This is a genomic window from Ruegeria faecimaris (assembly GCF_900182615.1).
GTDB lineage: Bacteria > Pseudomonadota > Alphaproteobacteria > Rhodobacterales > Rhodobacteraceae > Ruegeria > Ruegeria faecimaris.
The window spans coordinates 1-22655 of record NZ_FXTE01000006.1; the positions used below are offsets into that span (position 1 = coordinate 1).

Consider the following 22655-nt stretch of genomic DNA (forward strand, 5'->3'; position numbering starts at 1 on the left):
AAGTAAGGCTGAAGCCGCGCCATCTGCTCGTCAGTCAACCAGAATAGATTGCTCATGTTATACCCCTGAAACTCACGGGTATGAATCACGCAGGCAGGATGACGGCAACCAAATTAATAGGTCCAGAACCTAAGCCCATGTTGAACGATGCCAATTGAACAGAAAGGGCAATTTCCATCGACATTTCATGGTCGCTGTTAACATGGCAATGCTGATCTCCATTGTATCAAATTTTTCGCAAATATGCCCAGGAGACATACCCTTTGAGCCCACGCGCACGCACCAAAGAAACGCGGCACCAACGAGTGCCACCGGTTTGCTCGCAACTGTGAACACGTAAGGCGGTTCCATTTGGCAGACCAACAATCACATTGTAGCCTGTTCCGGGTCCACCACGCATTTTCAGCATGTCACCGTCTTCGACGCCAAAAACCTCGTATCGTCCGAGTGAGGCAGCCGTTGCTGGTGCAGCGTATATTGTGGCCCCCAGGAACATTGCCGCTACGGGTAAGAAGATTGCACTGCGCATCGCGTTATCCTGCTTGTTGCCTCATCTACAATCGTAGCGATTCAGCTCACCAAGAGGAATAACCCTAAGACAGGAATGCGCAAATTGGCCAAAGCCTTGTGGCTATGACTGCCACGCCCGGTTCGAAGGGCCGCAACGCGGTATCTCGATTGTCAGGCGATTTACTGGAATGGGTTGATCCAGAAACCTCAAGGAACGACGAACAATGTTCGTAGCTTGGGATACATGTGGGCAGCTATGCCAGATCAAATGGTTGCGTTGGAGGGGTTGATGCGTGAGGTTGCGAGATGGCCGCAAAAGAGACCGCGACATGATGATCTATGGATTGAACACCTGCGCGATTTGCCAGAAGGCCCGAAAGGCGTTGGAGGCAGAAGGCAAGGAAGTCACTTTCCGCGATGTCAGGACGGAACCTCTGACCGAAGCGGAGCTGGCTGAGCTGATTGCAGAATTCGGGGACTTGCTGGTGGACCGAAAATCGAACGATTACCGAGCGCTTAATGACTGGCTAAAAAATTCGGAAGTAGAGGCACAGATTTCGGCCCAACCCAAGGTGATGGCGCGCCCGGTAATACGCGATCGGGATGTGTTGTATCTTGGCTGGGATGAGACGATTCAAGTCGCTTTGCTACAGAGCTGAGTTTTTAAACAAAAAATGCATAATTAGCTGAACGAAACCCGCTGAAATGCTGCACAGGGCCGAATGCCCGCTTTCGGAGTGCCGTTCGGTAGATCGTGGTAGCTGCAGAACGTCTGCAATGGGCGGAGAGCCTTTTTGCATCAGGCATCGGTCATATGCTGGACCAGTGAGGTCAGCTGTCTGTCGCCATGGCCATCGTCCCAAGCCGTCTTGGTTCGGTCATGCATCAACCGGATGAAATCAGCGGGAGCATTAAGTGAGAGATAGGTCTTCAACGCATCTTCTTGCGCCATCGCGTAAACCTTCAGAGAGGCTTCTGCATTGTCGTAATCCTCGGTCGGAACGGTTCTGGCAAAGAGATCATGGTAGTCCTTGACCAATTTGATCGTGGCAGGAAGTTGGTCGGCATAAACTTGCATCGGGATGCCCGCTTTCTGACAAACAAGTGCACCGTATATCATTCCGAACATAAACCCCTGCCGAACCGTGAAGAGGCCGGCGAAGAGCGCGGCAAGCGCCGCTGGCTTCTCTCCAACATGGGCGGACTTTCCACCCAAGTTTCCGATGACGCTGCCATAACGGTCCCAGGTTCCGGCACTGCCGACCGTCAGGATTGTGGTTTCGTCACCGCCAATGCCAGAAGGGTAGGCATTGATCATGCCAAGCATGTAGCCAGCCCCCTGTTTCTCCAGGATGGCGACCAGTCTATCGGCATCCGAGGTATCGCCTGTGCTCATGTCGCAGATAGTCTTACCCTCTAGCGAAAAACTCAGCCCGTTGACTAGTTCAACTGTTTCCGTGTGGCTCTTGATACAAATGATGACAAAATCAGACGCCGCGATGGCATCATTCGGTGAGGAGCAGATGGTGGCGCCAACCTCAGCGAAAACCTCTGCCTTTTCCGGCGTGCGGTTCCAAACGCTGACATCGTGACCTGACTTGAGCAGGCAATGCGCCAGCGCTGACCCCATGTTGCCCAGTCCCAATACAGCAAGTTTCATGATCTTAGCTTCCTGTGTCCGCCAATGAGTTCCAGCACCAGCATGCGCCGGCATGGGGAGATGACATAGTTGTAAATTTTTCTATATTGTTAGATGGTCTAACTTATGGATTGGCGCACGCTTCCCTCGTTGACATCTCTCAGAGCTTTCGCCGCCGCCGCCGAGTTTCAAAATCTGACCCGGGCGGCAGAGGCACTGAACGTGACCCATTCCGCAGTCAGCCAGCAAATCCGCGGGCTAGAACAACAACTCGGCACCCGGCTTATCACTCGTACCCGGCACGGTATTTCTCTGACATCGCAAGGCGAATTCCTGTCGGCTGGTTTGCTTGAAGCCTTCGCTGAAATGGCCTCTGTGACCGAGAGGGTGACGAGTGCAGAGTCGGTTCGACCGTTGGTGGTCAGCGCGACTCCGATGTTTTCAAGCGCGTTCCTCATGGCGCGGCTGTCGACGTTCATTGATGAATTCCCCAATATCGAATTGAGGATCGATTCAACGATCCAGGCTGTCGATCTCAAGCCGGGCGGAATTGATATGGCCGTCCGATACGGAACAGGTCGCTGGTCAGGGCTTGTCTCGCAGATGCTGCTACCTGGTTGTCTGACGGTCGTCGCGTCCCGCGAACTGATCGGAAACAGGGTGCTCAAAAACCCTGTAGAATTGCTTGATTTCACACTTCTTCAGGAACAGGCGTCGGTCGAGTTTGATCTGTGGCTGGAAAAGGCTGGCATCCCGCCCGAAGCGGAACGGAAAGTGATCCGCATGCCGGGCAACATGCTGTTGGATGGCATCCGCCGAGGTGACGGTATCGGGGCGACAGTACCGGCCTTTGTCTCTGACGAGTTGAAGTCAGGACAACTCGTGGCGCTGTTTGATGATCCAATACCACGGATCGGCTATTACCTTGTCACGCTGTCTGGTCCGGTTCGGCCAGTGGCAAAACTGTTCATACAGTGGCTTTCAAAATCAATTACCGAATATGAGAAAAGCCTGTTCCGATGGCCGCCCGGTCACCTGTTGTAGACGATAAAGAGCACCGGTTAGAGTCAAATAGGGTCTGGCTTACAAGGTAACGACCCGACAATGCTGCGCTACGACTGAAGGTCCGCTCTGTGGATGCCGCACCGCTGCGTTAATGGCAGGGGCGAAGGTCCGGTGTGGGCCGTGAGACTCAGTGGGGCAGGCAGCAGCACTGCCTGCCTGAGAAGCACATTTGTTCTGTCATGCCGACGCCGCCTTGGGCCATTCTGCCTTCAACAGCCGTGCAAAGATCATCACATGCGTGACCAAAAGTACCGGGACAAAGAATGTTGGAATGAACCAAGTGGGGCCAAAGTAGTTAATTGCCTCGGCTTGGCGCAAGGCGTTCACCAGATCTACAGTACCTAGGATGTTGAAACCCCACACCAACGGAAGGGCGGCCACTGATCCCCATCGCAAAGCGATAAGCGCGGCGATTGCCAGAAACGCCGAGAGTAAATCGCCATAGCTGGCGCTGGTTGCGAACGCCTCGGGCAACCCTCCGTTGTTGAGATTTGGTACCAAGAAGCTCATTCCGATGTGTCGGAAAGCATGCGGCAACAGCAGGATTGAGAGCGCTGCCGCCGCCGACAGCCGTGCAAGCCAGGGTGCAACGTACCACGCCGCGATCAGAGCAAAGACAAAGAGACTCATCGCGAACTGAAGAAGGAATATCACTGTGGGCGTCATCTGATCGGTCCTTTCGATATGCGTTTGTTTACGTGAATTGGAGGTAGGCAGACCTTCACCCTCGAACCGCAGTTTGCGATACGCTCACCTCGGCCCGGATCGCCCCCAATGATGCGGCCGGAGCAATCTCGTGGGCTGTTCCAGTGGCGACATCATAAAGCAAGGCTGAGACGGTGATCGCGTCCGGTACCTCCGGTGCTACCGCTAGGCGCTTGATGTCTGCGAAAAGGTCGCTTTCCTGATCCGTGATCGCGTACTCGGACACATCTATCCCAAGCTTTTTCAGCAGCGCGTCCTGAAGGTCTGGATTGGACAGCCGCTGGGCTCCACATTGTGTGTGCTGCATCAGGATTACGTTGAACGCCTGTTCGCGGCCCTCCGTCATGACGCTCACCAGAAAGGCGAGGGTGGCGATTTCTTCGATTGCAGCGCGTGTAACCCGTCCGCCATTGTTTCGGATTACAACCGCATCACCAAGCTCCAGTCCGAGGATGTGCGCGGGATCGACCCGGGCATCGCCGCAAGTCAGCACAACCGTTCGCAACTTTGGCAGGATCGGCAGGTTAGCACTGTCAAAGCCCGCCGCGAATTCTTGGTTTCGAGTGATAAGTTCGTCCTGAATGTTCATTCAGAGGTCCTTTCGTCTTGGGGGACAATCCTTCGTCTTGCGTAGTGTCAGGCGACACGCATCGGTGCGGTCTTTCTGGCGGTGGGCTGGTGACTTTCCGCCCACGCGGCGTCGTCTTGGCAATACGACGGGGAAGAAAGCTGTACATAGTCTCGCTGCATCTGGGCGCGATCAAGATCGAAGGGGCGCGTCGTGAGGATCTTTAGAAAGCTGCCGATCGCGCCAATGCTGCCTGGTAGGCTGCGCGCCAGGCCCGGTTGATCAGCGACCTTGCGCCGTACAATGCTTTCGAAGGCTTCAGGTTCGTGCCCGCTGACTTGGAACACGTCTTCGGTTGGGGCGTTCACCGCGAAGGCGCCTCGCCGGTACTCTTCTGAATAGATTGCAAGCTGGGTGACTGCCGCTTCCGAATAGTTTGCTGGGCGAAGGGCTTTCAGCGCCTTGACCATCATACGCTCGGAAATGTCGACATAACGTACCCGCCGCCCCAGCGCCCGGCCCATTGCTTCAGCGATCTCGTTGGGTGACAACAGCGTTGGGCCCGTGGGACGATATGTCTTGCCTGCATGGTGTGCCGGATCCGTCAAGGCACCGACAACTACGCTGGCAATGTCTTCGTTTGAGGGGGCGGCATTCTTCTTCACGTCGCCGTCGCCGAGCGGCATCGTGAACTGCCCAAGATGGGCCGCCATGCCCAGTACCATCAGGTAGTTTTCAGCAAACCAGCCGACATTCACCGTGGTTACGGACATCTCGGGGCGCATGCCGATCAGGATGTCGCCCAAGTAAACTTCGCGTGTAAACAGTGATGGGTGATCTACGCTCGAAAGCCATTGGCTAAGTGTAACGACATGTTCAACCTTTGCTTCGTAAGCCGCGGCTGTGAAGACTGCGTTGAAGTGCAGCCCGTTGGGTGCCGTCGGGGCGCATTGATACGCCCGCTGCACGCCCTTCATGGCTTTGCGCATGTCGCTCAGCGAATACTGGTCACCCACGAATAATTCAGCGCCCGCGCGATCTAGCATGTCAGAACGATGATCTCTCTGTCGTATGAACGCACGGACTGGGTAAGCTTTTGCTTTGAGCTGAAGCGCGACTTGCAGCCCGGTCTTACCGCTTGCACTTGTGACAAGGATCTTGGGTTTGGTAGGCACGGGCACGCTCCTTTAGATGATGCTTGCAATCTATAATTTAGATGATACATATAATCTTAAATGTCAACCCCGTCTGGGAGCGCGAAAATGCCGAGGATGTCGGAAGCGGAGAAACAGCGCAGTCACAACAGGATACTGGATGCTGCAGCGCAGTTGTTCCGCGAACGCGGGGTCGAAGCGACCAGCGTCGCTGACGTCATGAAGGCAGCCGGAATGACACATGGCGGTTTCTACCGGCACTTCGAGTCGAAAGAGGATTTGATCGCGACAGCCTTCTGGCACGCAGTCGACGATGTGGTTTCCGACATGGAGCGCGAAGAAACCAGCGAAGGGCGAAAGAAGGAGCGCCAAGGCTACATAGCTAAGTATCTTTCCCAAGCTCACGCTCAAGATAGTCGGAACGGATGCCCGTTGGCGGCGATGGGAACAGAGCTTGCCCGCACAACGGGCGCGCCCCATCAAGTGGGCGCACAGGCGTTAGATCGCATGGCGGCCCTTTTGCAGGACACGTCGGAAACCCGTTCGGGTCAGGGCTTAGCTGCGATGGCGCTCTTGATGGGCACGATTACCCTGGCTCGTCTGACGGAATCCGAAGAAGAGGCAGACCGAGCGCTGGAAGCAGGGCGCACAGCCATAGGTTTGCTTCAGGATTATTGGCCGAAAGAAAGATCCTAACTGTGGCAGAGTATCCCGAGAATTTGACGGCTATGTTGTGGTTTGCCGTCACCCGCCGTTCGACAATGCTGCAAGGTGCACGAACGGCAGCAATGCGCAGGCTGCGCTGCAGCGTCGAGTGGTGAGGCAAACGGCTGGTTTGGGCCGTACAGGACAGGGTTTATCTTGGCTAGGCGAGTCATTCTGCGCCGCATCCGACGGTAGCAGTGAGTCCAATGTTTCGAATGCCGCGACTGGCATCGACGTCTGTTATGCGCAGTAATGCGGACTTGGCAACATCGAACGAATTACCCAGAGCGTAACTATAGCTAATCCACTGCGGTTGCAGTTCTGTTGCCGAATTGCTGCCCTTCACTTGAAGGAATGTACCAGTCGCTAATGAATGAGTACAATCTCTCATTTATTTACAAGGTCTTATTCTTCTAAGAGCTCGCGGATATTAACGTCCAACTGTGCCGCAAAGCCTTTGTCGTTACCAGGATTGGCGGCGCAATGACCCCATGGCGAGTCGTAAGGACGGAAGATGGCGTTAGGCATGTGGTGGGCCTCAATTTCATTGTCTTCAGGAGGGAAATAGAGGTCCTGAGTGCAGGGCATCAGGATGGCACGCGCCTTGATGGCACCCAGCGCCAGTTTGTAATCCCCATTGTAAAGTGGCCCGGCAGAGATGTCGCCAGCCTGCCAGGTGGCAAGCTTGGCCAGTAGATTGTTGGCATCCCAGCTCTGTACATGGTCCTGTTCCCAATCTTGCATCAGCTCTTCAATGGATCGGAATCCGAGCTGCTCATAAAGCCTCTCGCGGTAAAAGGTCTGAGAGAAAGCCCAGCCTGCGTAGACCCGACCAAAGGCCTTGAGCCCTGCCTCGGGCGGGCTGTCATAATTGCCGCCGTTCCAATTCTGGTCCGCGCAAAGGGCGGCCTTGACCCCTTCGAGGAAGACAAAATTATGCGTTGAGGTTTTGGCCGAGGCGCAGAAAGGCAAGATCGCTTGTACCATATCCGGGTATTGCGCCGCCCATTGATAGGATTGACAGCCCGCCATTGACCAGCCGGCGACCAGCGCGATCTTTTCGATGCCGAGGTGATCTTGGATCAACCGATGCTGCGCCGCGATATTATCCCACATCTGCACCAACGGAAATCGCGGGCCGTCTTGAGGGGACGGCGTATTCGAGGGCGAAGACGAACGGCCATTGCCGAACAAATTTGGACTGACGATGAAGTGGCGGCTTGGGTCAATAGCGCGACCGGGGCCGAAGAACCCTTCGTTCCGAGTATTTGTCCCCGTGTAGAAGGTCGGTAGGACGATGACATTGTCGCGGGTGGCCGACAACGTGCCGTAAGTTTGATAGGCAAGTTTGGCGTCGTGCAAAACCTGACCCGATAGAAGCGGGAAGTCTCCAAGGTCGAATGTCCTAAACTCATCCACGACCATCTTTCAGTACAGCCTCAGATACTCTTGCACTTCCCAATCAGTGACCGATTGGTGATAGCGCTCCCATTCGTCGTTCTTGTACTCGAGATAGGAGCTGCGCATCACGCGCCCCATCACATGTTCGGCCATCTCGTCATGACGCAGAGCCTCAATAGCGTTGAACAAAGTTCGCGGAAGCCTACGTATACCGAGCTCGGCAAGCTCGGATTCAGTCTTTGAGTACAAATCAAAATCTGTTGGTTTGCCCGGATCGATCTTGTTTTTGATGCCTTTTATTCCGCAGCTCAAGTGCATCGCCATCGCGAGATAGACATTCATTGTCATGTCACAGGCGCGATTTTCGATGCAGTGGCGGCTTTGCGGAAGGCGGAACTGGGCGGATCGGTTGTTGAAGCCGTAGGTGATATTTGTCGGGGCCCATGTGACCGTGCCGCCTTCAAAGCCGCCAACACGTGGCACCAGACCGTTATAGGAATTCACCGTCGGACAGGTGATCGCGGTGATTGCTTCTGCATGCTGCATCAGTCCGCCAACTGCCCAGCGGCTTTCGTCACTCCAATCGCCATCCGGCGTTTCGAAAATGTTCTCGCCCGGACGGCTTTCATGCTGCATCGACATGTTGATATGCGCGCCAGACCGCCAATCGCCCACTGTCGGTTTCGGCATGAAAGTGATGAACATCCCGTGCTTTTTTGCGACTTCTTTCAGGGTGATGCGCAGGAATGCCAGCCGATCAGACATTTCCAGCATGTTGGTGTAGTGGAAATCCAGCTCGAACTGCGAATACGCACCCTCGGCCACCACGTCATGCAGGTTCCAACCCAGACCCTCGATGATGTCGATCATGTCTTTCAGAAACGCCATCGAGTCGATCGAGTATTCAACGTCATAGCCAAACGCCTGACGGCGGGGCCGAAGGCCGCTTGCAGGGTCATCGTCAAACGCCTTCACCGGCTGACCGGCGTCGTCGTATTTCATCACAATGAATTCGGGCTCGACCCCAGCATAACCTGTGTACCCTTCCTGCGCAGCCTCGTGCATGGCACGTTTCAGGGCCTGACGCGGGCAGACATTATAGGGCGCATCTTCCCAGTAGAGGTCCGAGAAAATAATCGCCATCGATGTGTCCCACGGACAGACGTAGACGGCATCGAGATCCGGAACCACTACCTGATCGCTGTCGGCGGGGCTTAGCTCGGGCACGTACGAAATCGAATGCACCGCGAATTGTGGCCCTTTCCCAAGGCATAGCGGTTCAAAATCACTCATCGGTACGGGTTTGGTTTTTGGAATACCGTGCAGGTCAATCCAGGCGGCCATCACGTATTTGACGCCAGCCTCCTCCAGACGTTGCCGTACCTCTGCGATACGCGGGCGGTTACGCTCGACAGCGTCATGGAAAGTCTCGTAGTAGATGCGGGTGCTGGCATTGTCCTTGGGCATTCGGCGTCCTCCCATCGAATGGCAATCAGATTTGGTTCACCGAAGGTGATCCCTCAGTGTTGGTGCTGGTTTCGGTTGTTCTGTCGCTCAGCGGTTAAGATGTTCAGCCAGGGACAAAATCGTCAGGGTCGATGCCCGGAACCTGCGTGATCCCGGCAAGCTGTTTCCAGTTGTGAGGGTAGGCGGCATAGAAGATCACGCATTTGCCATCCGACTCATAGGAAATGTGGTTGTCCTTGGGGACAAACAGCACGTCACCGCGATTGCAAACATAGCTTTCGCCATCGCAAACCAACCGGAAAGTACCTTCAAGGCAATAAATGATCTCGTCGCAGGTCAGATCCCACGGCACCTTGATGTTGTTCAGGACGTTGATGCCACCGCACATGGACTTGCTGAATTCGCTGGTCACCATTGGTTTGATGTAAGTGTCGCTGTTCCCCATCGAGTCGTAGCGATTTTGAACCAGATCGAATTTGAAAAGTTGAGGTGTGTCACCCATTTGGTCAGCCTTCCTGTGCCAGGTGTTTCAGTATGGATTCGTTCAATTCGACCTTGTAACCGTCAGGGTCCTCGCAAAAGGCGATGACCCTTGTGCCGTTTTTCATTGGCCCCGGTGGGCGGGTGATGTTTACCCCGGCCGCAGCCAGCTGTTCGCACGCGGCATAAACATCTGGCGTTTCGATGCAGATGTGACCCCAACCGTCGCCTTTGTCATAAGGCGTGCCCTGATCCCAATTGGCGGTCAGCTCCAGCGTGGGAAACTCGGCCTCGGGCCCATAGCCGATAAAGGTATTGGTGAATTTGCCTTCGGGGTAGTCCGTGCGCCGCTGCACTTCCATACCCAGAATTCCGCAATAGAAATCCAGTGACTTCTCCATGTCGGTGACCCGCATCATCGTATGGGCCAGACGAAACCCTTTGGATATGGACTTGTTCATCGATATTGTTCCTTCTTGCTTAAGTACCGGCCACGTCGCGCTCGATCAGATCCTGAAAGGCGCGGACGCTGTCCTCCCAAGCGGGCGACAACAGGCCCCCATCCTCGGCGACCGGGGATTTGCGGCCCTCAAACATGCGTTCAACCATCTCGTGATCTTCCTTGTGGACATCCCACCAAAGGTTTCTGAGGGCTTGTACTTCCTCGGCGCTCAGTTCCTGGCCTTCTGTCGTGTAAAGTGCTCGGTACTGGCGCATCTTTCCGGGACCAATGGGCACGTTCAGATAGACGCCCAGCTGATCCGGAAAATAGCGGCCCAGAATGAAATTGGGGTACAGGGTCAGATAGCGAGAGCTGACACCCAGACTGCCGGATGTGCCCAACTCTTCGTTCAGATCCACCGCGCTGCCGATGCAGGTGCCATCGGTGATAGTATAGTGGTTTTCCAATGGTTGATCAGTGGTTGAGGCATGGACAAACTGAACGTGGTAGGGCTCGATAAAGTTCTCCATGATCAGCTTCCAGTTGGTGCTAATCTCACCAAAGTCGAGCAGGCCAATTGGTTCCACTCTGGTGAAATCCATCCCCTCCAGCCGGCTGATCAAAGGCGCGGCATAGTCTTCGAAATCAGGCGCGTTCCCATCCAGATTGACGAAGATCCAGTCATGCCAGACATGGGTGCGTACAGGCTTGAGGCGATGATTTTTGATGTCAAAGCCGTCGAACTCCTGCTTGCCGGTTCCGGCAAAATGAGGTGCAGCCCGCAGGCGGCCATCCAGGTCATAGGCCCAGGCATGGTAGGGGCAGCGGATCAACTTGCCGACATTCTTAGGCTTGTCGACCAATGTCATGCACCGGTGCAGGCAAACATTGTGAAACACCTGGATGTCGCCGTCACGACCGCGCACCGCCAGCAGTGGTAAGTCTGCGCAGGTAACCGGATGAGCATCTCCGGGGTTAGCCATCTGATGGGCAAACCCGATGAACACCCAGTTCTTGGCTAGGACAGTCTGGCATTCCCGCTGCCAGAACTCTTCGCTGCGATACGCCCCGGCGGTCAGCCCGTGCTGAGGCCCTCCAATGGCCTGAGTTCTATCCTCGGCAATTGTCATTTGTCCTCCCTTCGACACTGCCACCTGTACCCGTCGGTCCAACGACAGGCGCATGGTTTTACCGTTTCTCGCGGTCTTCCTACTTGCGGACTCTGTCCCGCCGCGCCGGGAATTGAAGTTTCGACTGCGAATATCGCATTAGCCGCCTAACATTCTTTCGATTTTCGCGAATATTTTGGGATCTTGGGGCACGAATCAGAAATAATCTGGTCAAAAAACGGCATGGAAGTACGAATTTCGAATAATCAGGTCGTGTGGATTGCGAGAGCCGCAATTTCAGCGGGATTTTACAGAAAATTTGGCAATAGGCCCGCGTCACGGTCCTTGGAAGCTGCGGTGTCGAGGGCAAAAGATGTCGTTTTCTGCACTTCCTGCCACAGAATTCTTAGGAGAGAATTGCGAATTTCGATGTCCTCACCTAGTCTCAGCTACGAATGCAGCAATCGAGCATCGGGTATATGGCAGTCAAAAAGCAATCAAACGTGCGCGCCTCCGCACAGAGCATTAGGTCCCCAAAGGATGACTTGAACCAGCAGATCATCCGGCTATTGCAGCAAGATGGTCGGATGGCTTTTTCGGAAATTGCACAGCAGTTGAATGTGTCCGAAGGAACCATCCGCAACAGGGTGAGCGGTCTGCGAGACAACAACATGTTGCGGATCGTTGCGATGTCGGATCCGGTGGCCACAGAATACACAACCGACGCGATGATCGGGTTGAATGTGGCCGCTGGCGTGACCCCACGCCAGGTGGCGAAGCGCCTTGAAAAGAACCCAAGGGTTGTTTTCATCCTGTGGGTCGCGGGACGTTACGACCTGATCATTGAACTGGTCAGTGACGACGGTGACGCATTGAAGGAATTTCTAGAGCATGAAATCCATGCGAGTGACGATATCGCCAATGCCGACGTTATGCCGGGGCTGAAGAATTTCAAGAATCAGTTTCTGCTAAAGCAGGATGTGAAGGAGTGAAGAGGAAGAAGCCGATCGCTGACGTTTCTAATGCGAAAGGGTTTCAACAGGGTTTTTGGGGAGATGTTCAGCGCCGATCTTAATGCCGACCCCGACAGCCATCCGTCTTCCGAACTGCGCGAACGATGTTGTCTAATATTTCGCTTTGAATGTCAGATCCTGCAGCGAGTTACCGCTTGGGCTTCGGGCGGACGGTTCAGAAATCATCATGGATGCTTTCTTCCTCGCCGGTTACATAACGAGCCCATTCGTTCATGATTAGTCGACGTTGCTCCAGATAATCCGTCCTGCGATACGCCCTTTCGACCTGACTTCCTGCAACATGGCCAAGGCTGGTTTCTGCGACTTCCCTTGGTGCATTGGTTCGGTCCGCCACCGAATCCCGAAAGCTGGATCTGAACCCATGAGGCCTATATGGCAAACCTGCCTTGCGCATATGTTGCCCCATCGTCATATCCGAAATCACTCCTTTGCGAAGGCCGGGTAAGAGAAAACCATCACGGTAGAAGGGTTTGGTGAGGTCAACCCGCGCTGGGCTTCGCCGGACAAAGGCACGCGAAAATCCGCCGTTTGGCCTAACCGGCCCTTCATCTGATGCGCAGGGATTGTCCAAATGTCATCTTCAATTTGATCGTATCTCATAAAGCGGAGCGGACCTGAGCGGACTGCCGTCAGGATCAGCATCCGCAGGGCCAGATTGGTTGTCGTGGGCACTTCTAGGGCTCTGTAGAATTCTGGAACGTCAATCCACGGCATAGCAGCATGTGTTGTGGCGTATGCCTAGATTTACCAAGAAGCGCTTTGGCTTTCTCGGTAGCCTACAAATCTACGTCCAAGCCTAGCGCCGCAGCGTGCCTTAGAGCGATGCTGAGGCGATTAATGGCTTTCCGGGCAGTTCCCCCCCCCCTTTGGAGTGCCAAATGGGCCTCAGAGCGTCCCTTATGTCGATCTGATCGATATCTGAGACGGGGATCTACCCAGTTTGGGTAAGACATGTAATTCTAAAGGAGAAAACCAGCGCCCAGCTTTACCGTCGCCTTTGAGTTCGGCCTTCCGACTTTCGAACGCGTCCAATGCGACATCCGCCAAACAATGTAAATTGCGTTCAGCCTCACGCCGTTGTTTTTCGCGTTCTTTGATTGGATCAAGACCCTTCCGGGCAAAGGCGCGCCACTGTTCCGCGTGTTCTCTTGCTTCTTTGAGCGATACATCTGCAATGTACCCAAGGCCCATTTCACGCCTGCAACCGTGTACCGTGATCCTGAGGAACCATTGCCCGCCGCCATCTTGGCGCTTGTGTAACCACAATCCGGCACCATCGTTGTGCTTACCGGGGCCTGCTGCCTTCACCGCTGCGGCCGAAAGTTTATGGATAGGCCGCGCCATCCGTCCACCCTTCTATCCGCCTTATTGTCTGCGGTATCCTGCTATATCCTGACACATAACGGAATAGCTAAAGTCTTAGGGTGTTGGTTTTTATAAGAAAGTGGAATGTCGTGGGGTATGGTGGTGCAAGGTCTAAATGCCGTGTGGGGGCACCAAACTCCAAACATCTCCCTACTTTTCAAGCGATTGCACTCGTGCGCTTTTCCGTTTCTTGCCTGCGCCTAAGCGCTACAATATGTTTAAATCGCGCGCTGAATTCCAGCGTCCAGACAAGATCGAACCGGGACCCTAAAGCCAATCCCGCAAAATCGGGATCAACGGCACATCTGCCGCAGGCATCGGGTAACTGCGCAGATCATTCGCACGCACCCATTTCAGCGCCTGTCCTTCCTTCGATTGTGGAATGCCTTCCCATTTGCGGCAGGCAAACAGCGGCATCAGCAGGTGAAAATCATCATAGCTGTGGCTGGCGAAGGTCAGCGGCGCAAGGCAGGAGGACCATGTGTTGATGCCCAGTTCTTCGTACAGTTCGCGGATCAGGGCGACCTCGGGCGTTTCGCCGGGTTCGATCTTGCCGCCGGGAAACTCCCAAAGTCCAGCCATGGATTTGCCTTCGGGGCGCTGCGCCAGCAGCACCCGGCCCTCGATGTCTATCAGGGCGACCGCAGAAACCAGAACTGTTTTCACGACCGGTAATCCGCGTTGATCTCGATATAGCCATGGGTCAGGTCGCAGGTCCAAACGGTGGATTTACCCGCGCCCAGCCCCAGATCGACGCCGATTACAAGGTCCTGAGCTTTCATGTATTCGGCGGCGTCTTCCTCGCGGTAATCGGGACTGACCCAGCCTTTTTCGGCCACAAGGATGTCTCCGAAAGAAATGCTCAGCAGGTCACGGTCGGCAGCTGCACCCGATTTTCCGATGGCCATGACGACGCGGCCCCAATTCGGGTCTTCGCCCGCAATGGCGGTTTTTATCAGTGGTGAATTGGCAATCGCCAATCCATGCACCTTGGCGTCGGCATCGGTGACAGCCCCGGTCACACGAATTTCTACGAATTTCGTGGCGCCCTCGCCATCGCGTACCACTTGTTGGGCAAGGTCCAGCATCACGGTTTCCAAAGCCTCAGCAAAGGCGGCATTGTCTGTCGCATCCACCCCCGAAGCCCCAGTAGCACACAGCAGCAGGCTGTCCGACGTCGAAGTGTCGCTGTCGACGGTGATGCAGTTGAAAGTGCGGTCGGTTTGCGCACCCAGCATCTGCTGCAACGCGGATTGCTCGACCTGGGCGTCGGTGAAGATATAAACCAGCATCGTCGCCATATCAGGCGCGATCATGCCAGAACCCTTGGAAATCCCCGCAATAGAGACCGTTTTCCCATCAATCTCGACCTGCGCCGAGGCTCCTTTCGGAAAGGTATCCGTGGTCATGATGGCCCGCGCTGCATCTTCGATTGCGTGGCGACTGAGGCCGGATTTCAGGGCCTCAAGCTGCGCCACGATGCGGTCATGCGGCAAGGGTTCACCGATCACACCAGTTGACGAGGTAAAAACCCGTTCGACCGGTACGCCTGTGGTCTTGGACACTGCTTGCGTCACCTCGGCGACCGAGCTTTGGCCATAATGCCCGGTAAATGCATTGGCATTGCCCGAATTCACAAGGATCGCCGCCGGCCCGTCACTTGGCCCGCCGATCTTGTCCTGACAATCCAGCACGGGTGCCGCGCGTGTAGCCGAGCGGGTAAAGACCCCAGCCACTGAAGTGCCTGGATCAAGGACCGCCAGCATCACATCAGTGCGGCCTTGATAGCGTACGCCGGCTTCGACGGTCGCAAAGCGCGCACCGTCAATCGCGGGCAATTCGGGAAACGCCGCCGGGGCCAGCGGAGAGACTTTGGTGATCGAGGCCACGGGGTTACTCCTGAATCAGGTCCAACTGACGCACGATGCCCGGGGTCACATCTTCGAGCGCAGGACGTTCGATCTGTGCAGCCTGGGTCAATTCGCCGATACGGGCCTGAATAGCTTCACTTTGCAGATCCTGTGCCAGCTCGTCGCGTACCGCATCAAGTGCGGGCGCTTCGGATTTGCGCTTGTCATTCAGAATGATCACGTGCCAGCCAAACTGTGTCTGCACCGGGTCCGACACCTGATCCTTCTCAAGCGCGACAACGGCGGTTTCAAACTCGGGAACCATCTGCCCCTTGCCGAACCAACCCAGCACCCCGCCATTCGGGCCGGAAGGACCGGTTGATTTTTCTTTGGCCAGCTCGGCAAAGTCGGCGCCATCATCCAACTGAGCCTTAAGGTCTTTGGCCTCATCCTCGGTCTCGACCAGAATATGGCTGGCATTAAACTCATCTTCGCCTTCAAACTCGGCAAAGCGCGCATCATAGGCGGTCTGAATGGTTTCTGCCGTTACAACTTCGTCGATCAGGGCATTTACGGTCTGAACCGCCAGCAACGACCGCGTCTCGTTCTCGATGGCCAAGGCGTTCAGATTGCTCAGCCCTTCTTGCTCCTGGCCCAGCAACTGCTGCTGAATCAGTTGCTCGATGATGAAATCATACAGAACATCATCTTCGACCTGCTGGTAGTTGGGGGGCAGTGTCGCAACTGTTGCGATCACATGCGCCAGAGTGATTTCTTCACCGTTTACGCGGGCGACCACCGTGCTGGCATCGGGCTTGGTTTCGGCGGCCAATGGCAGCGCCATCACCGTTGCAAGGGCCAGCGATGGCAGAAAAGTGAGGCCTTTGGGCATGGAATCATCCTATTTCTTTGCCACGGCAGGGCGCAGCGTTGACACTCTGGAACCTGCCGCTTACATCGCTTTGAAGCCTTGGACAGGGCCGCCTTTCACCCCCCGTATCTATGGGTTGCGCGCAAGGTGGGCAAGCCTGTCAAAACCAAGACAAGAACAGATCCGCTGGAGTGAACATGCTGGGACTCGGAACGCTCGCCAAAAAGGTGTTCGGAACACCGAACGACCGCAAGATCAAGGCGACCCGCCCCCTGATCGAACAGATCAACGCGCTGGAACCCGAGTTCGAGAATCTGTCGGATGACGGCCTGATCGCAAAGACCGCCGAGCTGCGCAAACGTGCGCTGGAAGGCGAAAGCCTGGATGATCTGCTGCCCGAGGCGTTTGCCAACGTACGCGAAGGGGCAAAACGCGCGCTGGGCCTGCGTGCCTTTGATGTGCAGTTGATGGGCGGCGCCTTCCTGCATCAGGGCAATATTTCCGAGATGAAAACGGGTGAAGGCAAGACATTGGTTGCGACCCTCCCCGCCTATCTGAACGCGCTGACCGGTAAGGGCGTGCACGTGGTCACGGTGAACGAATACCTGGCCAAGCGCGACTCGGAATGGATGGGCAAGGTGTTTGCCGCCGTGGGCATGACCACCGGTGTCATCTGGTCAGGGCAGCCCGATGCCGAAAAAAAGGCTGCTTATGCCTGTGACGTGACCTATGCCACCAACAATGAGCTGGGTTTTGATTACCTGCGCGATAATATGAAGGCGGAACTGGATCAAATTTACCAGAAACACCACAATTTCGCGATCGTGGATGAGGTCGACTCGATCCTGATTGACGAGGCGCGGACGCCGCTGGTCATTTCCGGGCCCTCCGAGGACCGGTCGGACCTGTATACCGCGATTGATGCGCTAATCCCGTCATTGGGAGAAGATCACTTCACGCTGGACGAAAAGTCCCGGAACGTGACCTTCACGGATGAGGGTAACGAGTTTCTGGAGCAACAGTTGATTGCCAACGGCCTGATCCCGGAAGACAATTCGCTGTATGATCCTGAAAGCACCACAGTCGTTCACCACGTGAACCAGGGCTTGCGCGCGCATAAGCTGTTTACACGTGACAAAGATTACATCGTGCGGGACGGCAATGTCGTTCTGATTGATGAGTTCACCGGTCGCATGATGCCAGGTCGTCGCCTTTCGGAAGGTCTTCATCAGGCCATCGAAGCAAAGGAAAACGTGCAGATCCAGCCCGAAAACGTAACATTGGCCAGCGTGACGTTCCAAAACTATTTCCGTCTGTATGACAAGCTGGGAGGCATGACCGGCACCGCGCTGACCGAGGCAGAGGAATTTGCCGAAATCTACGGTCTGGGCGTTGTCGAAGTACCAACCAACAAACCGATCGCGCGTCTGGATGAGGACGATCAGGTCTTTCGTACCGCAGCCGAAAAATACGGCGCCATGATTGACGAGACAAAGGAAGCCCAGAAAAACGGACAACCGGTCCTTCTGGGCACCACGTCCATCGAAAAGTCCGAATTGCTCAGCCAGATGCTCACCAAAGAGGGTATCCAGCACAATGTTCTGAATGCCCGCCAACACGAGCAGGAGGCGCAGATCGTTGCCGATGCGGGCCGATATGGCGCAGTAACCATCGCCACCAACATGGCCGGCCGCGGTACCGACATCCAGTTGGGCGGCAATGTGGATATGAAGGTTCTGCAGGCGCTGGAAGAAAACCCCGATGCCGACCCTGCCCAGTTGCGCGCCACCGAAGAGGCGCGCCATGCCGAAGAAAAGGAAAAGGTTCTGGCCGCAGGAGGCCTTTACGTCATGGCCTCGGAACGCCACGAAAGCCGCCGTATCGACAACCAGCTGCGGGGCCGGTCCGGCCGTCAGGGTGATCCGGGCCGCACCGTGTTTTACCTCAGCCTCGAAGACGACCTAATGCGCATCTTCGGCTCGGAACGGTTGGACAAGGTTCTGACCACGCTGGGCATGAAAGAAGGTGAGGCCATCGTCCACCCTTGGGTGAATAAATCGCTGGAGCGGGCGCAATCCAAGGTCGAAGGTCGCAACTTTGACATGCGCAAGAACGTCCTGAAATTCGACGATGTGATGAACGACCAGCGTAAGGTGGTATTCAGCCAACGGCGCGAAATCATGTCCGCCGACGACCTTTCCGAAATCGTATCAGACATGCGCGAACAGGTGATCGACGACCTGATCGACGAATATATGCCGCCGAAATCCTATGCCGATCAGTGGGATACCGAGGGTTTGCACGCAGCGGTCAAGGAAAAATTGACCATTGACGCCCCGGTTCAGGATTGGGCCGCTGAGGAAGGCGTAGATGACGAGCAGGTGCGCGAACGGCTGATCAATGCCGCTGACGAAATGATGGCGCAAAAAGTGGCCGCGTTCGGCCCCGAGAACATGCGCAACATCGAAAAGCAGGTCTTGCTGAACACGATCGACAGCAAATGGCGCGAACATCTGCTGACGCTGGAACATCTGCGCTCGGTCGTGGGCTTCCGCGGCTATGCCCAGCGCGACCCGCTGAACGAATACAAGAACGAAAGCTTCCAGCTGTTCGAATCCATGCTGGATTCGTTGCGCGAAACCGTGACCCAGCAGCTGTCCCGCGTGCGACCGCTGACCGAAGAGGAACAGCGCGAAATGCTGACCCAGATGCAAGCGCAGCAGGCACGGGCGCAGCAGGCGGTAGATCAGGCCGCTGGTCACGCCGAAGCGGTGGCCGAGGCCGAAGCCTCGGGTGATGCGCGGCCTGGATTTGTCGAAGACGACCCGGCAACTTGGGGAAACCCGTCGCGCAACGACAAGTGCCCCTGCGGTTCAGGCAAGAAGTTTAAGCATTGCCATGGCCGATTGACCTAACGTCACCACAATCGAGACACAATGAGTCCGCCTCACGGCCACATATTAGCCGTGATTCAACTGCAGGGTGCGAATCGCTCCTTCAACTGGGGAGGGTGTCTTGTTTGTAATTAAGAACTACGTAACCACTGGCGGCACCGTTGCTTGTGCATTGGCCATTGGCTACCTCATGCAGAACGGAACCCCTGCGCAACCGCGAGGAGAGCGGGCTTCTGTTGATGTGGCATCAGTTACAGATCAGGCTTCAATCATCCCCGGGTTAAGCGAAGTCGTTCTGACCTCATCTGCACCGGTTCACGGAACAAGCAAAGAGACTGGGTCCGACAACCGTTTTATCGAATCCAGTCGATCAGAACCAGTCAATCCCATTGACTGCACCCTCAGTGCGCGCGCTACTGCCGTTCCCGGTGCTGCCGCCCGGCTGGTCGTCAACGCCCCCTGCCACAGTAATGAATCTGTGGAAATTCACCATAGCGGTCTGACAGTCACACAGCGCACCGACGCAGTAGGGCGCATGGACATGACAATCCCGGCCCTGTCAGAATATGCGATCTTTCTGATCTCGTTTGAAGACCAGCATGGAACAGTCGCAACCACCCATATCGCTGACATTGCCAATTACGAACGCATTGCACTGCAATGGCAGGGTGAAACTGACCTGCAAATTCATGCGCTGGAATTCGGGGCCAGCTATGGCGGCAATGGCCATGTCTCGGCCGAGACCCCGACCGAAGGCGCCGGACAGGTAGTGCGTCTGGGCAATACCGGAACCGGGGACATGAAAAACATCGAAATCTATTCGTTCCCTGCTGGTCTTTCCAACCAAAACGGGTCGATAGAAATCACTGTCGAAACCGAGGTGACTTCGGAAAATTGCGGGCGCGACCTGAACATCCAGTCGCTTGAATTGCGGGATGATCGGTTGAGATCAAAAGACAGGACGCTGAGTTTTCCTGAATGCTCCCGCACCGGAGAGTTTCTGGTGTTGAATAATCTCTTCCAAGACCTGACAATCGCCGCAAACTAAATCCGCAGGCAGGCTCGGGCATCTTATGACATTCTTTCGTGTGGCAGCGGCTGCACTGGCTTCCGTTACAATCGCGTCGGGCGCACAGGCGCAAGACATCTCGCTTAGATCGCATGACGGCAAGGTCGAAGTCACCGGTGACCTGCTGGGATTTGACGGCGAGTTCTATCGTGTGGCAACACAATTCGGCACGCTGACAGTTGATGGGTCCGGTGTGACCTGTACCGGACCTGCCTGCCCAAGCCTGACCGATTTTGTGGCTGAAATCCGATTTGCCGGATCTTCGGTCATGGCGGAAAAGGTTCTACCAGCGCTGATTGTTGGCTTCGCACAGCAGCAAGGGTTGTCGGCGACTCCAAACAGGCTGACCGCCAACACATTTTCTTACGAACTGCACCAACCCGGGAGGGCAGCACCGCTGGGTCGGTTCTTCTTTGACGCAGGGAACACTGAGCGCGGATTTAGGGCGCAGGCAGAAAACCAGGCTGATATTGTTCTGGCGTTGCGCGAAATCCGACCCGAAGAGGAGCAAGCCGCACAAGCGGTAGGCCTTGGCGATCTGACCCGCACCCGCCGGGCCCGCGTCATCGCGCTTGACGCTTTGGTACCAATCGTTGCCAACTCGAACCCGTTACAGCAAATCTCGCTTGCGGAATTAACCCGGGTGTTTTCGGGCGAGATTACGAGTTGGGCCGAGTTGGGCGGACCCGATGCGCCAATTTCACTGCACCTTCCGGAAGCCGGTTCGGGTCTGGCCCAGAATGTCGAAGACAGGCTTATGGCACCCTCCGGCACAGCCCTTTCCGAGGCGGCCATTCGGCATGACCGCAGTACTGATCTGGTACGTACCGTTGCTGCGGATCCCTTTTCAATAGGTGTCGCAAGCCAAGCCGAAGCCAGCACCGCGCGTGCCCTGCCTTTGACCGGCGGGTGCGGTCATGCGCTGGCGGCTACTCGGCAGTCAATCAAGACCGAAGATTATCCGCTGACCTCACCTATGTTTTTATACCTGCCGGACAGGCGATTGCCGCGTTTTGCACGTCAATTCCTGGCCTACACCCAAGGAATCGAGGCGCAGATGGCAATACGCGAAGCTGGCTTTGTCGATCAAACCCCCGAGACTATGGGTCTTGGGGTGCAAGGGGATCGACTTGCCAATGCTATCGCGTCGGGCGGATCAGAAGTTGGTTTGGAGGAACTTCAGCGGCTGGTCGAGATTTTCAGACCCATGTCCCGCCTGTCATTGTCCTTCCGGTTCGAGCCCGGTTCCTCGCGCCCGGATGCGCAGTCACGGTCCAATATCCGACATCTTGCCCTTCTTTTGGAATCCGGGACCCTCGATGCCCGAAAGCTTAGGTTTGTCGGCTTCAGCGATGGCGAAGGGGCAGCGTCAACCAATGCGCGGATCGCATTGTTGCGGGCAAAAACCGTTCGCAATGCCGTATTGGCCGAGATTGAAACCGCTATCGGGGACAGCGTCGAAATCACGGTCGACGCCTTTGGCGAGGCCATGCCCATGGCCTGCGACGACACGGAATGGGGCCGAAAGGTCAACCGCCGGGTCGAGGTCTGGGTTCAATAGCACTCACAGATAGCCTTCGGACCTGAAGCTCAACTCGTTCGACTTTCCAATGATCAGATGGTCATGCAGCGTCAGGCCCAGTGCCAGGCATGCATCCTGAATTCGGTTGGTCATGTCGATATCCGATTGCGACGGGGTCGGGTCACCTGACGGATGGTTATGTACAAGTATCAACGCCGAGGCATTCAGCTCCAGCGCCCGTTTGGCAACCTCGCGCGGATAGACTGGGACATGATCCACCGTGCCCTTGGCCTGTTCCTCATCAGCGATCAGCACGTTTTTGCGATCCAGATAGAACACACGGAATTGTTCGGTCTCACGATGGGCCATGGTGGTGTGGCAATAGTCCAGCAATGCGTCCCATCCGGAAATCACATGTCGCCACATCACCCGCGCGCGGGCCATGCGATGAGCGCAGGCCTCAAGGATTTTCAGATCAGTGATCACGCTATCCCCGACACCTTTGATTTGGCACAGCCGTTCCTCGGGGGCGGTCAGCACCCGATTGAAATCGCCGAACGTATCCATCAGCGCACGCGCCAGCGGTTTCACATCCTGCCGGGGGATTGAACGGAACAGCACCAACTCCAACAGCTCATAATCCGGCATGGCGGCGGACCCGCCAGACAGGAACCGTTCGCGCAGCCGCTTGCGATGATCTTTGATGTAGGAGGGTAACCGACCCGTCGGCAGCGGCTGCGCGGGGGCTTCGTCTGTATCGAACAGCATTGGGGCTTCGGAAAAGGCGTCCTGTGTCATGCTCTCA

Annotated in this window: 24 protein-coding genes; 7 read left to right on the forward strand and 17 right to left on the reverse strand. The window is 55.8% G+C overall.

The features are described 5' to 3' along the window. Window positions 1–226: 226 nt before the first annotated feature. Window positions 227–529, reverse strand: a complete 303-nt coding sequence (locus FN806_RS11650; protein WP_142637291.1) for an SH3 domain-containing protein — start codon at window positions 527–529, stop codon at window positions 227–229. Between the two features lie 310 nt (window positions 530–839). Between FN806_RS11650 and FN806_RS11655 the strand changes: the two genes are divergently transcribed. After that, complete coding sequence (locus FN806_RS11655; RefSeq protein WP_142637293.1) at window positions 840–1169, forward strand: arsenate reductase family protein; 330 nt, start codon at window positions 840–842, stop codon at window positions 1167–1169. A gap of 140 nt (window positions 1170–1309) precedes the next feature. On the opposite strand, the gene FN806_RS11660 is transcribed toward FN806_RS11655, so the two are convergent. Beyond that, on the reverse strand, window positions 1310–2224 hold the full coding sequence (locus FN806_RS11660) for an NAD(P)-dependent oxidoreductase (protein ID WP_142637295.1): 915 nt from the start codon (window positions 2222–2224) through the stop codon (window positions 1310–1312). Between the two features lie 75 nt (window positions 2225–2299). Here FN806_RS11660 and FN806_RS11665 point away from each other — a divergent pair, with 75 nt between their 5' ends. Further along, on the forward strand, window positions 2300–3193 hold the full coding sequence (locus FN806_RS11665; protein WP_221929485.1) for a LysR family transcriptional regulator: 894 nt from the start codon (window positions 2300–2302) through the stop codon (window positions 3191–3193). A 198-nt stretch (window positions 3194–3391) separates the two neighbouring features. Here the strand turns inward: FN806_RS11665 and FN806_RS11670 are convergent, their stop codons facing one another. From FN806_RS11670 to FN806_RS11680, 3 genes are read right to left on the reverse strand one after another with little or no spacing between them, the layout of a single operon-like run. Beyond that, window positions 3392–3880, reverse strand: a complete 489-nt coding sequence (locus tag FN806_RS11670; RefSeq protein WP_142637299.1) for a hypothetical protein — start codon at window positions 3878–3880, stop codon at window positions 3392–3394. Window positions 3881–3935: 55 nt separating this feature from the next. Beyond that, complete coding sequence (locus FN806_RS11675) at window positions 3936–4508, reverse strand: carbonic anhydrase (RefSeq protein WP_142637301.1); 573 nt, start codon at window positions 4506–4508, stop codon at window positions 3936–3938. A 47-nt stretch (window positions 4509–4555) separates the two neighbouring features. Further along, window positions 4556–5662 (reverse strand): NmrA family NAD(P)-binding protein, encoded by a 1107-nt coding sequence (locus tag FN806_RS11680; protein ID WP_185956694.1) that lies wholly within the window; start codon window positions 5660–5662, stop codon window positions 4556–4558. Window positions 5663–5749: 87 nt separating this feature from the next. On the opposite strand from FN806_RS11680, the gene FN806_RS11685 reads away from it, so the two are divergent. Beyond that, window positions 5750–6337, forward strand: a complete 588-nt coding sequence (locus tag FN806_RS11685) for a TetR/AcrR family transcriptional regulator (protein ID WP_185956695.1) — start codon at window positions 5750–5752, stop codon at window positions 6335–6337. A gap of 414 nt (window positions 6338–6751) precedes the next feature. On the opposite strand, the gene FN806_RS11690 is transcribed toward FN806_RS11685, so the two are convergent. The 5 genes from FN806_RS11690 to FN806_RS11710 all read right to left on the reverse strand — a co-directional run bounded on the left by FN806_RS11690 (window position 6752) and on the right by FN806_RS11710 (window position 11266). Beyond that, window positions 6752–7771, reverse strand: coding sequence for an alpha/beta fold hydrolase (locus FN806_RS11690; RefSeq protein ID WP_142637307.1), 1020 nt, complete (start codon window positions 7769–7771; stop codon window positions 6752–6754). A 3-nt stretch (window positions 7772–7774) separates the two neighbouring features. Continuing rightward, the gene (locus FN806_RS11695) at window positions 7775–9214 is read right to left on the reverse strand and encodes a glutamine synthetase family protein (protein ID WP_142637309.1); all 1440 of its coding nucleotides are present in this window, start codon (window positions 9212–9214) and stop codon (window positions 7775–7777) included. A gap of 103 nt (window positions 9215–9317) precedes the next feature. Continuing rightward, on the reverse strand, window positions 9318–9716 hold the full coding sequence (locus FN806_RS11700) for a cupin domain-containing protein (RefSeq protein WP_142637311.1): 399 nt from the start codon (window positions 9714–9716) through the stop codon (window positions 9318–9320). A 4-nt stretch (window positions 9717–9720) separates the two neighbouring features. Continuing rightward, the gene (gene gloA, locus FN806_RS11705) at window positions 9721–10155 is read right to left on the reverse strand and encodes a lactoylglutathione lyase (RefSeq protein ID WP_085823161.1); all 435 of its coding nucleotides are present in this window, start codon (window positions 10153–10155) and stop codon (window positions 9721–9723) included. A 19-nt stretch (window positions 10156–10174) separates the two neighbouring features. Continuing rightward, window positions 10175–11266 carry an aromatic ring-hydroxylating oxygenase subunit alpha gene (locus FN806_RS11710; protein WP_142637313.1) on the reverse strand — a complete coding sequence of 364 codons (1092 nt, stop codon included), beginning with the start codon at window positions 11264–11266 and terminating at the stop codon, window positions 10175–10177. 482 nt (window positions 11267–11748) lie between these two features. On the opposite strand from FN806_RS11710, the gene FN806_RS11715 reads away from it, so the two are divergent. Further along, entirely contained in the window at window positions 11749–12237 is a 489-nt protein-coding gene (locus FN806_RS11715; RefSeq protein ID WP_281286274.1) for an Lrp/AsnC family transcriptional regulator, read from the forward strand. A gap of 196 nt (window positions 12238–12433) precedes the next feature. On the opposite strand, the gene FN806_RS20775 is transcribed toward FN806_RS11715, so the two are convergent. The 6 genes from FN806_RS20775 to FN806_RS11735 all read right to left on the reverse strand — a co-directional run bounded on the left by FN806_RS20775 (window position 12434) and on the right by FN806_RS11735 (window position 16386). Further along, complete coding sequence (locus FN806_RS20775) at window positions 12434–12691, reverse strand: hypothetical protein (RefSeq protein ID WP_342782006.1); 258 nt, start codon at window positions 12689–12691, stop codon at window positions 12434–12436. An 8-nt stretch (window positions 12692–12699) separates the two neighbouring features. Continuing rightward, complete coding sequence (locus tag FN806_RS20780; RefSeq protein WP_342782007.1) at window positions 12700–12951, reverse strand: hypothetical protein; 252 nt, start codon at window positions 12949–12951, stop codon at window positions 12700–12702. A 225-nt stretch (window positions 12952–13176) separates the two neighbouring features. Next, window positions 13177–13623 carry an Arm DNA-binding domain-containing protein gene (locus FN806_RS20785; protein ID WP_342782008.1) on the reverse strand — a complete coding sequence of 149 codons (447 nt, stop codon included), beginning with the start codon at window positions 13621–13623 and terminating at the stop codon, window positions 13177–13179. 288 nt (window positions 13624–13911) lie between these two features. Continuing rightward, window positions 13912–14310, reverse strand: coding sequence for a (deoxy)nucleoside triphosphate pyrophosphohydrolase (locus FN806_RS11725; protein ID WP_142637315.1), 399 nt, complete (start codon window positions 14308–14310; stop codon window positions 13912–13914). Beyond that, complete coding sequence (argJ, locus tag FN806_RS11730; protein WP_142637317.1) at window positions 14307–15533, reverse strand: bifunctional glutamate N-acetyltransferase/amino-acid acetyltransferase ArgJ; 1227 nt, start codon at window positions 15531–15533, stop codon at window positions 14307–14309. The genes FN806_RS11725 and argJ overlap by 4 nt, the downstream gene beginning before the upstream one ends. 4 nt (window positions 15534–15537) lie before the next feature. Continuing rightward, on the reverse strand, window positions 15538–16386 hold the full coding sequence (locus tag FN806_RS11735; RefSeq protein ID WP_142637319.1) for a peptidylprolyl isomerase: 849 nt from the start codon (window positions 16384–16386) through the stop codon (window positions 15538–15540). Between the two features lie 176 nt (window positions 16387–16562). On the opposite strand from FN806_RS11735, the gene secA reads away from it, so the two are divergent. The 3 genes from secA to FN806_RS11750 all read left to right on the forward strand — a co-directional run bounded on the left by secA (window position 16563) and on the right by FN806_RS11750 (window position 21889). Continuing rightward, window positions 16563–19280, forward strand: coding sequence for a preprotein translocase subunit SecA (gene secA / locus FN806_RS11740; RefSeq protein ID WP_142637321.1), 2718 nt, complete (start codon window positions 16563–16565; stop codon window positions 19278–19280). Between the two features lie 100 nt (window positions 19281–19380). After that, the gene (locus FN806_RS11745) at window positions 19381–20307 is read left to right on the forward strand and encodes a hypothetical protein (RefSeq protein WP_142637323.1); all 927 of its coding nucleotides are present in this window, start codon (window positions 19381–19383) and stop codon (window positions 20305–20307) included. A gap of 25 nt (window positions 20308–20332) precedes the next feature. Then, window positions 20333–21889 (forward strand): phosphate ABC transporter substrate-binding/OmpA family protein, encoded by a 1557-nt coding sequence (locus FN806_RS11750; protein ID WP_142637325.1) that lies wholly within the window; start codon window positions 20333–20335, stop codon window positions 21887–21889. A gap of 3 nt (window positions 21890–21892) precedes the next feature. Here the strand turns inward: FN806_RS11750 and radC are convergent, their stop codons facing one another. Beyond that, window positions 21893–22648 (reverse strand): RadC family protein, encoded by a 756-nt coding sequence (gene radC / locus FN806_RS11755; RefSeq protein ID WP_142637327.1) that lies wholly within the window; start codon window positions 22646–22648, stop codon window positions 21893–21895. Window positions 22649–22655 lie beyond the last annotated feature (7 nt).

What these genes read in the sequence shown, in the direction of transcription:
- gloA (WP_085823161.1), bottom strand. Translation starts at nt 10,155, where the DNA reads ATGAACAAGTCCATATCCAAAGGGTTTCGTCTGGCCCATACGATGATG.
- FN806_RS11695 (WP_142637309.1), bottom strand. Translation starts at nt 9,214, where the DNA reads ATGCCCAAGGACAATGCCAGCACCCGCATCTACTACGAGACTTTCCAT.
- FN806_RS11685 (WP_185956695.1), top strand. Translation starts at nt 5,750, where the DNA reads ATGCCGAGGATGTCGGAAGCGGAGAAACAGCGCAGTCACAACAGGATA.
- FN806_RS11650 (WP_142637291.1), bottom strand. Translation starts at nt 529, where the DNA reads ATGCGCAGTGCAATCTTCTTACCCGTAGCGGCAATGTTCCTGGGGGCC.
- secA (WP_142637321.1), top strand. Translation starts at nt 16,563, where the DNA reads ATGCTGGGACTCGGAACGCTCGCCAAAAAGGTGTTCGGAACACCGAAC.
- FN806_RS11670 (WP_142637299.1), bottom strand. Translation starts at nt 3,880, where the DNA reads ATGACGCCCACAGTGATATTCCTTCTTCAGTTCGCGATGAGTCTCTTT.
- FN806_RS11675 (WP_142637301.1), bottom strand. Translation starts at nt 4,508, where the DNA reads ATGAACATTCAGGACGAACTTATCACTCGAAACCAAGAATTCGCGGCG.
- FN806_RS11710 (WP_142637313.1), bottom strand. Translation starts at nt 11,266, where the DNA reads ATGACAATTGCCGAGGATAGAACTCAGGCCATTGGAGGGCCTCAGCAC.
- FN806_RS11735 (WP_142637319.1), bottom strand. Translation starts at nt 16,386, where the DNA reads ATGCCCAAAGGCCTCACTTTTCTGCCATCGCTGGCCCTTGCAACGGTG.
- FN806_RS20775 (WP_342782006.1), bottom strand. Translation starts at nt 12,691, where the DNA reads ATGACGATGGGGCAACATATGCGCAAGGCAGGTTTGCCATATAGGCCT.
- FN806_RS11690 (WP_142637307.1), bottom strand. Translation starts at nt 7,771, where the DNA reads ATGGTCGTGGATGAGTTTAGGACATTCGACCTTGGAGACTTCCCGCTT.
- radC (WP_142637327.1), bottom strand. Translation starts at nt 22,648, where the DNA reads ATGACACAGGACGCCTTTTCCGAAGCCCCAATGCTGTTCGATACAGAC.
- FN806_RS11700 (WP_142637311.1), bottom strand. Translation starts at nt 9,716, where the DNA reads ATGGGTGACACACCTCAACTTTTCAAATTCGATCTGGTTCAAAATCGC.
- FN806_RS20785 (WP_342782008.1), bottom strand. Translation starts at nt 13,623, where the DNA reads ATGGCGCGGCCTATCCATAAACTTTCGGCCGCAGCGGTGAAGGCAGCA.
- FN806_RS11750 (WP_142637325.1), top strand. Translation starts at nt 20,333, where the DNA reads ATGACATTCTTTCGTGTGGCAGCGGCTGCACTGGCTTCCGTTACAATC.
- FN806_RS11660 (WP_142637295.1), bottom strand. Translation starts at nt 2,224, where the DNA reads ATGCCGGCGCATGCTGGTGCTGGAACTCATTGGCGGACACAGGAAGCT.
- FN806_RS11655 (WP_142637293.1), top strand. Translation starts at nt 840, where the DNA reads ATGATGATCTATGGATTGAACACCTGCGCGATTTGCCAGAAGGCCCGA.